This window comes from Bifidobacterium sp. UTCIF-38 (assembly GCF_006454495.1).
GTDB classification, from domain to species: domain Bacteria; phylum Actinomycetota; class Actinomycetes; order Actinomycetales; family Bifidobacteriaceae; genus Bifidobacterium; species Bifidobacterium callitrichos.
In genome coordinates this window covers 95,431-108,412 of sequence record NZ_JFAL01000022.1, presented here as the reverse complement: position 1 = coordinate 108,412, position 12,982 = coordinate 95,431, and the positions used below count along the sequence as shown (strand labels likewise).

Below are 12,982 nucleotides of genomic sequence, written 5' to 3'. Positions count from 1 at the left end.
CGGGCGCCTAACGGGATTCTCAACCAGCAGCGCGCGAACGTGAGTTCGTCACATAACGGCGGCGCCCCGACAGAGGACTAGATGTTGCCGCGCGAGTGCTGGTTGGCCCACGACTGCGATTGGACGAACGTGGCCGGATCTGCGCTCACGCGTCCCTCCGGCGTGTCGAGCGCGTCGATGGCCGCCAGTTCAGCGTCGGTGAGATCGAACGACGCCGCGGCGAGGTTCTGACGCATGCGGTCGGGGTGCTTGGACTTCGGGATGACGATGCGTCCCTCCTGCGTATGCCAGCGCAGCACGACCTGGGCGGGAGTGACCTGATGCGCCTGCGCGGCGGCGAGCACCGGTTCCGCGTTCATGTCGGAACCGTGGCCGAGCGGGCTGTACGCCTCCACGGTGATGCCATGGTCCTTGCAATAGGCGATGTTCGCCGGCTGGCTGAACCGCGGGTGCACCTCGATCTGGTTGACTGCCGGGGCCGCGCCGGAGTCGTCGATGATGGCCTCAAGATGCTCGGGCAGGAAGTTGCTGACACCCGGCACGCGGATGAGTCCGGCGTCGCGCAGGTCGAGCAGCGAACGCCACGTTTCACGGTACAGGTCGACGGCGGCGAACGGCCAGTGGATCAGGTACATGTCGACGTGGTCGAGGCCGAGCTTGTCGAGCGAGCGTTCGAGGGCGATGCGTGCGGGTTCACGTCCCTGGTCGCAGTTGCGCAGCTTGGTGGTGACCCAGACCTTGCCGGCCATGCCGGTGGCCTTGAGCGCCTCGCCGACCTCCTTCTCGTTGTAGTAGGCGGCGGCCGTGTCGATGTGACGGTAGCCGATCGCGAGAGCCTCCTCGACGGCCCGCTGCGTGTCCTCGGGCGGAATCTGGAAGACGCCGAATCCGATCTGTGGAATGACGGTGTGATTCGCGTCGTTCAACGTGAGTTCCGGCGATTCAAGTGCTGCTTCCCCAAGTGTCATGACAAGTCCTCCCAACCTGTGCGACGATTGTGCGCCGATGCGTATACCGGCCTGTCTGCCGGTCCGGGAGGGTCTGCCCCCGGACCGTCCTTCACCGCCTTATCCTACACGTGTGAGCTTTCACGCGGCGGGCAGGCACCGAGGTCCGAACAGGATCTTGAGTTCGGCGAAGAGCGAGGTATCGCGTTTGACGCGGAACCGGTCGCCGAAGGTCATGACCTCGGCGTCGCCCTTCTCGTTCATGATCGCGAGTCTGACCTCACAGTATCCCGGATGGTTGGTGAGCACCTGTCCGAGCTTCATCATGTGCGGCCGGTCGACCGCCACTTCGGGCAGGGTGATGACCAGCGGACGTTCGTCCTCCGCCTCCAATGATGGTACCTGCATTTCGGTGGCGCGCAACGAGACGGTCTCGTCGCGCAGTTCCACCTGTCCGCGGATCTGGACGATCTGGTCGACGGTGAGTTCGGCTGCCGCGGCTTCGTACACTTTGCCGAAGAACAGGCATTGGATGGAGCTTTCCAGATCCTCGATGGTGACGATCGCCCACGCGTTGCCCTTCTTGGAGACGCGACGGTCCACGTTGGTGACGAGTCCGGCGAGGGTGACCTGCTGGCCGTCACCCATGGTGCGAGCACGGTCGATGAGGTGCGCGATCGACATCTCACGCAGACCCGCCAGCACGGCGGACATGCCGGAAAGCGGGTGGTCGGAGACGTACAGGCCGAGCATCTCGCGTTCGAAGTTGAGCTTGGTCTTCTTGTCCCACTCCTCCACGTCGGGCACGGTGATGGACGCGTCACCCATCGCCTCGGCGCCACCGTCCTCGTCATCGGAGAACAGGTCGAACTGGCCCTCGGCCTGCTTGCGCTTGAGGCTGACGACCGAATCGATGGCGGCTTCGTGGATCTCGTAGAGCGCTCGCCGGTTGGGGTCGATGGAATCGAACGCGCCCGCCTTGATCAACGACTCGACAAGCCTCTTGTTCAACGCGGTCAACGGCACGCGACGAATGAAGTCCATGAAGTTCACATACCGGCCATGACCACCCGAACGCTCAGCGATGATATCCGCCACCGGCTTCTCACCCACGTTGCGGATCGCACCCAGACCGAAACGCACCACGTCACCCACGGCCGAATACGCGAACTGCGACTCGTTGACATCCGGCGACAGCACCTGGATGCCCATGCGCCGCGCCTCACCCAGGTACAACGCGGTCTTGTCCTTGCTGCCCTTCGCACCCTGCAGGAGGGCCGCCATGAACTCCACCGGATAATGCGTCTTCAAATACGCGGTCCAATACGAGATCAAACCATACGCGGCCGAATGCGCCTTGTTGAACGCATACCCCGAGAACGGGACCAGCACGTCCCACACGGCCTGCGACGCCTCCTCCGAATAGCCGTGCTCCCTCATGCCCGCGAAGAACGGGATCTTCTCCTTGGCCAGCACCTCCGGCTTCTTCTTACCCATCGCACGCCGCAGCACATCGGCCTTGCCCAGCGAATAGCCCGCCAGGATACGCGCCGCCGACTGCACCTGCTCCTGGTAGATGATCAGACCATACGTCTCGTCAAGCACCTGACGAAGCGGCTCATCCAGCTCCGGGTGGATCGGCGTGATCCTCTGCAACCCGTTCTTGCGCTTGGCGTAGTTGATATGCGACTCCATCGACATCGGACCCGGACGATACAGCGCGATCAAAGCCGAGATGTCGTTGAAGTTATCCGGCTTCAACATCTTGAGCAGACTGCGCATGCCATCGGAATCCAACTGGAACACGCCCAGCGTGTCACCACGCGACAGCAGCTCGTACGTCGCCCTGTCATCCAACGGGATCCTCGTGTAGTCGATCGCCGGCTTGCCGTTCGCCTCGATGTTCCGAAGCGTATCCTGGATGATCGTCAGGTTGGACAACCCCAGGAAGTCCATCTTCACCAACCCCAGCGTCTCGCACGTGTGATACTCGAACGTGGTCGTCACCGTACCATCCGTACGCTCCAACAACGGGGACGTATCCGTGATCGGCTCACTACCCATGATCGTCGCACACGCATGCACACCCGTCTGACGAATCAAACCCTCGATCGTCTTCGCCTTATCGACGACCATGTGCACGTCATGATCCGACTCGTAGAGCTCACGGAACTCACGCGCCTCCGCATACCGCTTCGACGTCGGATCGAAGATCTCCTTGAGACTCGCGTCCTTGCCGTTCTTCGACGGCGGCAGCGCCTCGGTGACCTTCGTGCCCATCGCGAACTCGTAGCCCATGATGCGCGCCGAATCCTTCAACGCCTGCTTCGTCTTGATCACACCATAGATCACGCACTGCGCGACCTTGTCCCGCCCGTACTTCTCACCGCAATAGTCGATCACATGCAGACGACCCTCCGGGTCGAAGTCCACATCGATATCCGGCAGACTCACACGCTCCGGATTCAGGAACCTCTCGAAGATCAGACCATGCTTCAACGGATCCAGCTCCGTGATGCCCATCGCATACGCCACCATCGAACCCGCAGCCGAACCACGACCCGGCCCCACCATGATCCCGTGATCCTTCGCCCACTGAATGTAATCCGCCACCACCAGGAAATAGCCGCAGAACTGCATCTGACAGATCACGCCACACTCGTAATCCGCCTGCCTGGACACATGCTCCGGCACATTGCCGTCATACCGGCGCTCGAGCCCCTCCTCGACCTTCCTGAGGAACAGACTCGCCTCATCCCACCCCTCCGGACAGTCGAACTGCGGCATGAACGCGCCGTCCTCATGATCATCGAAGATCACATTGCACCGCTCCGCCACCTCCAACGTGTTATCACACGCCTCGGGAAACTCCCGGAACAGCTCACGCATCTCCTCGGCCGGCTTGATGTAATAGCCCGTACCATCGAACTTGAACCGGTTCGGATCATCCAGATGCGAACCCGAATTGATACACAGCATCGCATCCTGCGCCTCCGCATCCTCCGCATGCACGTAATGCGAATCGTTCGTCGCCAGCAACGGCGCGTTCAACCGCTTCGCGATGTCCAACAGACCGGACGTAACCTGCCGCTCGATCCTCAGACCATGATCCATCAGCTCGATATAGAAATTGTCCCGCCCGAAGATGTCCTGGAACTCCCCCGCCGCACGCAACGCCTCATCAAACTGCCCCAAACGAAGCCTCGTCTGAATGATGCCCGACGGGCAGCCGGAGGAGGCGATCACACCCTTCGAATAGGTCGCGAGCACCTCCTTATCCATACGCGGATAACGCTGCACACGACCCTCGAGGTTCGCCACCGACGACGCCTTGATGAGATTCACCAGACCCTCGTCGTTCTCCGCCCACATCGTCATATGCGTGATCAGACCACCACCGGAGACGTCATCACTGCGCTGCTCCTCGGTACCCCAATGTACACGCGACTTGTCCTGACGCGCCGTCTCCGGCGTCACATACGCCTCAATCCCGATGATCGGCTTGACACCATTGGCCACACAGTTCGTATACATCTCATACGCGCCGTGCATGTTGCCATGATCCGTAATGGCGACCGCCGGCATACCCAGTTCAGCCGTATACTTCGCCAGATCCGGGATCTTGGACGCCCCATCGAGCAGCGAATAATGCGTGTGGTTGTGCAGATGAACGAAGTTTCCCGAATCAGCCATGCGTTCCAGCATACCGCCGGGCCCGCCCGGCCGGTCAGTCGGCGGCCACCACGTCGTCGTTCTTGTGACGGGCACGCATGACCTCCAGCGCGTGGTCGAGATCGGCCGGGTATTGCGAGGTGACGGTCGTCCACACGCGGGTGCGCGGGTGGCGGAACTCGAGCTGCATCGCGTGCAGCCACTGGCGGTCGAGGCCTACCTCCTCGGCCAGCACCGGGTTCGCGCCGTACATGTGGTCGCCGACGAGCGGATGCCCGATCGAGGAGAAGTGCACGCGGATCTGATGCGTGCGACCGGTCTCGAGATTGACCGACACCAGCGTCGCCTCTCCCCCGAATCGCTCCATCACATCCCAGTGCGTGACGGCCGGTTTGCCGGCGGGCGTCACGCAGAAGCGGAAGTCGGACACCTTCGCTCGTCCGATCGGCGCCTCGATGGTGGCCTTGTCCTGTTTGAGGGAGCCCTGCACGAGCGCATGATACGTCTTGACGACCTCGTGTTCGGCGAACTGACGGCGCATCTCCACGTATGCCAGATCGGATTTGCATACGAGCATCAGGCCGGATGTGCCGACGTCGAGACGGGAGACGATGCCCTCGCGCCCGGCGGCGCCATACGAGGTGATGTGCACACCGCGATCGCGCAGCGAGCCGAGCACGGTGGGGCCTGTCCATCCGACGGAGGCGTGGGCGGCGACGCCGACCGGCTTGTCGACCACCACCACGTCATCGTCCTCGTAGACGACTGCCATGTCATCGGCTATCGGTTCGGGAGCCTGCTGCTCTTCGGCGAGATCGAATTCCACGGTCTCACCGGATTGCAGCGTGCCCGACTTGGCGATGCTGCGGCCGAGCACGCGCGCCTGACCGGAATCGATGAGTTCGGCGGCCTTGGAACGGGAGACGCCCAGCATCTTCGCCACCGCGACGTCGAAGCGCCTGCCGACCAGCGCGTCAGGGGCTGGGACCAGACGGCTCATGCCGCACTGCCCTTCTCGCTCGCACCCCGCTTCTCGTCGAGGTCCTTCTGGCTGAACGGCACGTTCGCGAGGATCATCGCGACGATGACGACGCCGGCGATGACCAGATACACATCCGCCACATTGCCGACGGACCAGCCGTAGTTGAGGAAGTCGACGACCTTGCCGTTGAGGAACCCGTCGGCATAGACGACGCGGTCGATGAGATTGCCGAAGGCGCCGGCGAACGCGAACGCGAACGCGGTGGTCCATGCCATGGAGATGGTGCGTACGGCCGCGACGATCAGGGCGATGCATGCGACTATCGCGAGCATCGAGATCATCCATGTGGATCCCGAACCGAAGCCGAGGGATGCACCGGGGTTACGCACCAGCGTGAACGACAGCAGACCGGGGATGACCGGAATCGTACGACCGTCGCCGAGCACGTCCAACGCCCACAGTTTGGTGAGCTGGTCGACGATCAGCGCGACGACGGCGACACAAGCAAAGACGGCCACGCGTATGCGCAGCCGTCCCTTTCGAATCGTTTCCATAGAGCGGATTCAGTCCGAAATCACTCGCCGGACTGCTCGGTTCGGCTGTAGTTGTTCGTATCCGACACCTGGTTGACCAGCTGGCCGAGGAAGTCGGTCAGGCGGGCACGATATTCGGCTTCGAACTGCTTGAGACCCTGGATGTTGCCCTCGATGAGCTTGGACTCATTGGTGAGGTTGGTGCGCACCTGATCGGCGTAGTCGTCGGCGGCGGCACGGGTCTTCTTGCTGTAGCCGTCGGACTCGGCGCGCAGCTTCTTGTCGTACGCGACGGCGTCCGCACGGACCTTCTTGTCGTAGTCGGCGGCGCGGCGCTGCACCTCGGCCTCGTACTGATCAGCCTCGTTGTGCTTCTCGGTGAGGTAGGTGTCGGCGTCCTGACGGGTCTTGACGGAGTAAGCGTCGGCCTCGGAACGGGTGCGATCGGAGTAGGCGTCGGCCTCGGAGTGGACGCGCTTGTTGTAGTCGTCGGCCTCGGTGCGGGTGCGATCGTTGTAGTCGTTGGCCTTGCCGATGAGGTCGTTGTAGTCGCGCTGGCTCTTCTCGGAGATCTCCTTCGCCTTGGCCTTGCCCTTGTCGACGTACTGGTCGTGCAGCTGCATGGCCAGGGTCAGCATGGCGGTGGCGCGCTCGGGCTCGGTGCCCGCACCGGCTGCGGCGCCGGCGATCTTCTGCAGGGAGCCGGTCTCGGTGCTCGGCTCGACCTTGGAGACCTGCTCGCGCAGCTGATTTTCGCGCTGCTTGGATTCCTCGAGCTGGCGGGTCAGGTTGGCGATCTGCTGCGCCTGCTGCTGCACGCCGGCGGCCTGCTGCTGGAAGGCGGCCACCTGACGGGATAGATCCTCATTCTGGGAGCGGAACTGGTCGCGCTCCTTCTGGATGGCGGCGATCTGCTGCGCGACGGCATCCTGGTTGCCGGAGGCCTGCGCGACCTGTGCGGTCAGCTGGTCGATCTGAGCGTTGAGCTGATCGGTCTGCGCCTTGAGCTGCTCGTTCTGGGAGGTCAGCGCACGGTTGGACTCCTCGGCCTCGGACAGCTTGGCGGCCACGACCTGGGCGTTCTGATCTCCCTTGCCGGCTCCCTGCTGCATTGCATCCTTCAGCTGCTTGTTCTCATCCTGCAGCTGCTGAACCTGAGCGTTGAGATCGGAGATCTTCTTGTTGAGTGCGGTAACATCCGGACCCAACGACTGAGTCGCCTGACCGCCCGCAACGGCCTGCTTGCCGAGCGCTTCGACGGTTTCAGTGACCTGGTCAAGGAAATCGTCGACCTCGTCGACGTCATATCCTTCCTTGAAACGCACCGTCTGGAACGTGCGCTCCCTGATGTCTTTCGGCGTCAACAGAGCCATAAATCTTACACCTCGCTTTGGGGCTGTGCCTCGCTTACGTTGGTATCAGATACGACCTTACCACGGACATGAGCCTTTATGGAGTTTTCGTGGCTTTTACGAAAAGATTGCGGGCATATCCCGTGAAAAAATCGGGGGCAAACGCCGACATACCCCCGATATCACCCGATATCCTCGCACGCGGCCCGATCAGATCAGCACGCGCAGCACCACCAGCAGGAAGTACAGGACGATGAAGCTCAGGTCGAGCGCCACCGGACCGAGCCTGAGCGGCGGGATGTAGCGTCGCAGCCAGTTGAGCGGCGGATCGGTGATCCGATAGATGATGTCGATGATCGTGTAGACGAAGCCACGCGGACGCCACATCGGGGACAGCATCGCGACCCAGTCGAGGATCATGCGGATGAACAGCACGGTGATGTAGGCGTCGATAAGACCGTCGAGCAGACGCATCAGGATGATGAAAAGCATATACGACACCGTATCAAGCCTCATGGAATGTTCGCGCAACGTTCGCTGTGAACGGACTGGATGCAAGCCGGATCATATCCGATTACGCGAAACGGGACCGGAGCGTAAAAGTCCGATCCCGTTTCGGTGAACGTGTCCGTCAGATGTGGACGCCCGCCCTGGTCGCCAATCACTCGGTGAACAGATCGTGGGCGCTGTTGGCGGTGATGGGCTCCTCCACCTTGATGTTCACCTGAGAGGGGCTCAGGAGGAACACGCGCGGGGTGACGCGCTCCATAGAGCCGTGCACGCCAAACACCACACCGGCGGAGAAGTCGACGATGCGGTAGGCCACGGCCTCGGGCACACCGGTGAGATTGAGCACGACGGGCACACCGTCACGGATCGCACGACCGACCATCTGCGCGTCCTCATAGGACTTCGGATGGATGGTGGTGATGCGGTTCATGCGATTCTGGAACGGGCTCGCCGTACGCGTGGTGGAGCCGGAAGACAACGTGGGGCCGGACTGGGCCGGCTTGGCTGCCGGCATCGGCGTGACCACGCGATCCGAATCGAACGCCGGCGCGGACGTCGCGGCGGAGACCGGAGTATCGGGCTCGTCGGCGACGTCGAAATCGTCATCGTCCTCAGCCACGTCCGACATGCCCAGATAGGACATCGCGTTCTTCATGAATCCAGCCATGCCTCAATCCTTTCTTTAGTCAGTCTCGTCCGTGGTGATTTCAGCGCAGGAAGTCGGGGATGTCCAGATCACCCGGATCATTCGCGTCCGGCGTGTACGTGGTCTGCGGGTACTGCGGGTACGGCTGCTGCGGGTAGCCGGGGGCCGGCGCAAAGGTGAACGGCGACGTGCTCGGCGGCACCTGCTGCGGCTGGGCCGGGGCCGCCGGCTGCTGGACCGGGATCTGACCGGTCTGCGTCACAGCCGGCTGGGCCGGGGCCGCCGGGGCCGCCTGCGGGGCCGGGTTCTGGGTCTGTGCCGGAGCCGGATTGTCGGCCGGAGCGGTCTGCTGCTGCGGCTGGGTGGCCGGAGTCTGTCGGGCGGGCTGCTGGGCCGCCGGGGCGGCGGCGCGCTGCGGCACGACGGGCATGCCTGCGGCGGCGGCATTGGCCGCGGCCTGCTTGGCGGTGTCGAAGCCGGCGGCGATGACGGTGACGCGCACCTCGTCGCCATAGGCGTCGTCGAGCGCGAGACCCCAGATGATCTGGGCCTCCGGGTGGATGGCCTTGCGCACCAGTTCGACGGCGGCGGAGGCCTCCTGCAGACCGATGTCGGTCGGGCCGGCGACGTTGATGAGCGCACCGTGGGCGCCTTCGATGCTCTCCTCGAGCAGCGGGGAGCTGATGGCCAGCTCGGCGGCCTGAGTGGCGCGGTCCTCGCCCCGTGCGGAGCCGATGCCGAACAGCGCGGTGCCGGCGCCACGCAGAATCGCGGTGACATCGGAGAAGTCGACGTGGATGTAGGAGTTGGAAGTGATCAGATCGGTGATGCCCTGCACGCCGGAGAGCAGTGCGGAATCGGCGGTCTTGAAGGCGTCCATGATCGTGATCGAACGGTCGGACAGCTCCAGCAGTCGATCGTTCGGGATGACGATGAGGGCGTCGACCTCCTGACGCAGGTTGTCGATGCCGAGTTCGGCGGAGGCGGAGCGCTGCGGACCCTCGAACGAGAACGGACGGGTGACCACGGCGATGGTCAGCGCGCCCTGCTGGTGGGCTGCACGTGCGACGATCGGGCTGGCGCCGGTACCGGTGCCGCCGCCCTCGCCGCAGGTGACGAAGACCATGTCGGCGCCCTTGACGGCCTCCTCGATGTCGGACTGGTGGTCCTGAGCGGCCTTGGCACCCTTCTCGGGGTCGGCGCCCGCTCCCAGGCCGCGGCTGGACTGATCGGACAGGGAGATCTTCACATCGGCGTCGGAGCGCAGCAGATCCTTGGCATCGGTGTTCACTGCGATGAATTCGACATTCTGCAAGCCCTCGGCGATCATGCGGTTGACGGCGTTGCCACCGGCACCGCCTACGCCGACGACCTTGATGTTGGTCCTGTCGTTCAACTCCTCGTTCTGGGCGATCTCGCTCACGTTGTGCTCCTGTCACTTCACGGTTACACCCTAGACTAGCGCAGGGCCACGCCGTATTGTGTGATATTTTCGCGCGTGTAGCGCACATTTATAGCTTAGTAACTGGCGTCCATCGGGTCGTCGCCGAAGAGGGTCTCGCGCTCCTCGTGACTGGTGGTGCGCGACTCGAGCCAGCCGTAGGGCAGGTGGACCTTCTTGGCGAAGCGCACGCGGCCGCGCGGCTTGTCGACCACACGGGGCGGGAACTCGACCGTCGGGTCGAGCCGGCCGATCTCACGGTCCACGTCCTCGAGGCTCTCGCATTCCATGAACGCCTTGCGCGTGGACCCGCCGACCGGGAAGCCCTTCAGGTACCAGGCGATGTGCTTGCGCAGGTCATGCACTGCCATGCGCTCGTCGCCGTCGTAGAACTCGACGAGCAGACGCGCGTGGCGGGCGATCACGCGGCACACCTCGCCAAGGGTCGGGTTGAACCGCTCGTCGGAGCCCTCGAACGCGTGCTTGATGTCGGCGAACAGCCACGGGCGGCCCTGGCATCCGCGGCCGATGGCCACGCCGTCGCAGCCGGTCTCGGCGATCATCGCGAGGGCGTCGTCGGCGCCCCAGATGTCGCCGTTGCCGAACACGGGGATCGTCAGATGCTCCTTGAGCTCGCCGATGCGGCTCCAGTCCGAGTGGCCTCCGTAGTATTCGGCGGTGGTGCGCGCGTGGAGGGTCACGGCGGCGCAGCCCTCCTCCTGGGCGATGCGCCCGGCCTCGAGGAACGTCTCGTGATCATGGTCGATGCCGACGCGGATCTTCGCGGTGACCGGGATGTTCGCCGGCTCGCACACCTTGACGACGCGTCGGATGAGCTCGGTGAAGATGTCGGTCTTCCACGGCAGGGCGGAACCGCCGCCGCGACGTGTGACCTTGGGCACCGGGCATCCGAAGTTGAGGTCGACGTGGTCGGCCATGTGCTCGTCGACGACGATCCGCGCGGCCTGTTCGACGATTGCCGGGTTCACGCCGTACAGCTGCAGCGAGCGCACGCGCTCGGTGGACGCGAACCGACACAGGCGCAGGGCCTTGGGGTTGCGGGCGACGAGCGCGCGGGCGGTGATCATCTCGGCCACGTACAGGCCGTCGGGGCCGTACTCCTCGCACAGCACGCGGAACGGCCAGTTGGTGACGCCCGCCATCGGCGAGAGCACGACCGGGGTGGGCACGTCGATCGGCCCGAGACGGACCGGCCTGATGGCCGGTGCGGGTGCGTCGAGCGCGGCGGTATGACGCGGCGAGCGCGGATCCTCCCCCGTGAGGGAGTCGCCGCGCTCGTCGATGACGGTTTCGCTGTTGGCTGTCAACTCAGTACAGACCGCCGGCCTCGTTGATCTTCACGGAGTCGGGCCATGCCTCGCCGCCCATGGCGACCGGCTTCATCGGCACGCGGGTGCGATGCTCGCCGATGCGGGAGTCGACGTACTCGGCGACCTTGTCCAGCGAGACGCGCTCCTGGTTCATCGTGTCGCGGTCGCGGATGGTGACGGCGTGATCCTCGAGTGTGTCGAAGTCGACGGTGATGCACAGCGGGGTGCCGATCTCGTCCTCGCGGCGGTAGCGGCGGCCGATGGCGCCGGCCTCGTCGTAGTCGATCATCCACTCGTGCTGGCGCAGGTCGGCGGCCAGATCCTGGGCGACGGTCTGCAGCTCCGGCTTCTTCGAAAGCGGCAGGACGGCGGCCTTGACCGGCGCGAGACGCGGGTCGAGGCGCAGGACGGTGCGCTTGTCGACGCCGCCCTTGGTGTTCGGGGCCTCGTCCACGTCGTAGGCGTCGACGAGGAAGCACATCAGGGAGCGGGTGAGTCCCGCGGCCGGCTCGATGACGTACGGGATGTACTTCTCGCCGGTGGCCTGGTTGAAGTAGCTCAGATCCTCGCCGGAGTGCTTGGCGTGCGCGGACAGGTCGAAGTCGGTGCGGTTGGCCACGCCCTCGAGCTCACCCCAGTCGGAGCCCTGGAAGCCGAACTTGTACTCGATGTCGACGGTGCGCTTGGAGTAGTGGGCCAGCTTCTCCTTCGGGTGCTCGTAGTGGCGCAGGTTCTCCGGCTTGACGCCGAGGTCCAGATACCACTGGGTGCGGGCGTCGATCCAGTACTGATGCCATTCCTCGTCGGTGCCGGGCTCGACGAAGAACTCCATCTCCATCTGCTCGAACTCGCGGGTGCGGAAGATGAAGTTGCCGGGCGTGATTTCGTTACGGAAGGACTTGCCCATGTTGGCGATGCCGAACGGCGGCTTGGAGCGCGAGGAGGTCATCACGTTCTTGAAGTCGACGAAGATGCCCTGCGCGGTCTCCGGGCGCAGGTAGTGCAGGCTGTTCTCGTCCTCGACCGGGCCGAGGTGCGTGCGCAGCATCATGTTGAAGTCGCGCGGCTCGGTCCACTTGCCGCGGGTGCCGCAGTCGGGGCACACGATGTCGGCCATGCCGTTCTCCGGCAGCTTGTCGCCGTGCTTCTCGGCGTAGCTCTCCTGGAGCTTGTCGGCGCGGTTGCGCTTGTGGCAGTTGAGGCACTCGACCAGCGGGTCGTTGAACACGGCGACGTGGCCGGAGGCGACCCACACCGGGGTCGGCAGGATGATGGACGTGTCGACGCCGACGACGTCGGGACGGGTGACGACCATCGAACGCCACCATTCGCGCTTGATGTTGTCCTTCAGGGCGACACCGAGCGGACCGTAGTCCCATGCGGAACGGGTTCCGCCGTAGATCTCGCCGGCGGGGAACACGAAACCGCGACGCTTCGCGAGGGATACGACTTCATCAAGTTTGGACTGAGCCACAATGCACCTTCTGGTATGAACGGTTTGGGGTCTTTACAACCGCTTCAGGATACCGGCACAGTCTGACAGTGGCGGCCGGACCGCCTCCGCGGCG

Annotated in this window: 10 protein-coding genes; all 10 read right to left on the bottom strand. The window is 64.0% G+C overall.

All coding sequences use genetic code 11. The annotated features are described in order from the left end of the window. Positions 1–77 precede the first annotated feature (77 nt). On the bottom strand, positions 78–968 hold the full coding sequence (locus tag BW11_RS07695; protein ID WP_140445109.1) for an aldo/keto reductase: 891 nt from the start codon (positions 966–968) through the stop codon (positions 78–80). Between the two features lie 120 nt (positions 969–1,088). Next, complete coding sequence (gene dnaE / locus BW11_RS07690) at positions 1,089–4,640, bottom strand: DNA polymerase III subunit alpha (protein ID WP_181162534.1); 3,552 nt, start codon at positions 4,638–4,640, stop codon at positions 1,089–1,091. 34 nt (positions 4,641–4,674) lie between these two features. Then, entirely contained in the window at positions 4,675–5,619 is a 945-nt protein-coding gene (locus BW11_RS07685; RefSeq protein WP_140445111.1) for an RluA family pseudouridine synthase, read from the bottom strand. After that, positions 5,616–6,155, bottom strand: coding sequence for a signal peptidase II (locus BW11_RS07680; protein ID WP_140445112.1), 540 nt, complete (start codon positions 6,153–6,155; stop codon positions 5,616–5,618). Before BW11_RS07680 ends, BW11_RS07685 begins: the two co-directional genes overlap by 4 nt. A gap of 20 nt (positions 6,156–6,175) precedes the next feature. Next, complete coding sequence (locus BW11_RS07675) at positions 6,176–7,507, bottom strand: DivIVA domain-containing protein (RefSeq protein WP_140445113.1); 1,332 nt, start codon at positions 7,505–7,507, stop codon at positions 6,176–6,178. A gap of 189 nt (positions 7,508–7,696) precedes the next feature. After that, a complete protein-coding gene (locus tag BW11_RS07670) occupies positions 7,697–7,978 on the bottom strand; it encodes a YggT family protein (RefSeq protein WP_043167171.1) in 282 nt (93 codons plus the stop codon). A 169-nt stretch (positions 7,979–8,147) separates the two neighbouring features. Continuing rightward, positions 8,148–8,663, bottom strand: a complete 516-nt coding sequence (locus BW11_RS07665; RefSeq protein ID WP_043167168.1) for a cell division protein SepF — start codon at positions 8,661–8,663, stop codon at positions 8,148–8,150. Between the two features lie 40 nt (positions 8,664–8,703). Continuing rightward, positions 8,704–10,065 (bottom strand): cell division protein FtsZ, encoded by a 1,362-nt coding sequence (ftsZ, locus tag BW11_RS07660; protein WP_107044291.1) that lies wholly within the window; start codon positions 10,063–10,065, stop codon positions 8,704–8,706. Between the two features lie 95 nt (positions 10,066–10,160). Further along, a complete protein-coding gene (gene dusB, locus BW11_RS07655; protein WP_107044292.1) occupies positions 10,161–11,411 on the bottom strand; it encodes a tRNA dihydrouridine synthase DusB in 1,251 nt (416 codons plus the stop codon). A gap of 1 nt (position 11,412) precedes the next feature. Next, on the bottom strand, positions 11,413–12,888 hold the full coding sequence (locus BW11_RS07650; RefSeq protein WP_107044293.1) for a glycine--tRNA ligase: 1,476 nt from the start codon (positions 12,886–12,888) through the stop codon (positions 11,413–11,415). Positions 12,889–12,982 lie beyond the last annotated feature (94 nt).

Coding starts and splice junctions, on each gene's coding strand:
- BW11_RS07680 (WP_140445112.1), bottom strand. CDS start 6,155: ATGGAAACGATTCGAAAGGGACGGCTGCGCATACGCGTGGCCGTCTTT.
- BW11_RS07670 (WP_043167171.1), bottom strand. CDS start 7,978: ATGCTTTTCATCATCCTGATGCGTCTGCTCGACGGTCTTATCGACGCC.
- BW11_RS07685 (WP_140445111.1), bottom strand. CDS start 5,619: ATGAGCCGTCTGGTCCCAGCCCCTGACGCGCTGGTCGGCAGGCGCTTC.
- BW11_RS07675 (WP_140445113.1), bottom strand. CDS start 7,507: ATGGCTCTGTTGACGCCGAAAGACATCAGGGAGCGCACGTTCCAGACG.
- dnaE (WP_181162534.1), bottom strand. CDS start 4,640: ATGGCTGATTCGGGAAACTTCGTTCATCTGCACAACCACACGCATTAT.
- BW11_RS07665 (WP_043167168.1), bottom strand. CDS start 8,663: ATGGCTGGATTCATGAAGAACGCGATGTCCTATCTGGGCATGTCGGAC.
- BW11_RS07695 (WP_140445109.1), bottom strand. CDS start 968: ATGACACTTGGGGAAGCAGCACTTGAATCGCCGGAACTCACGTTGAAC.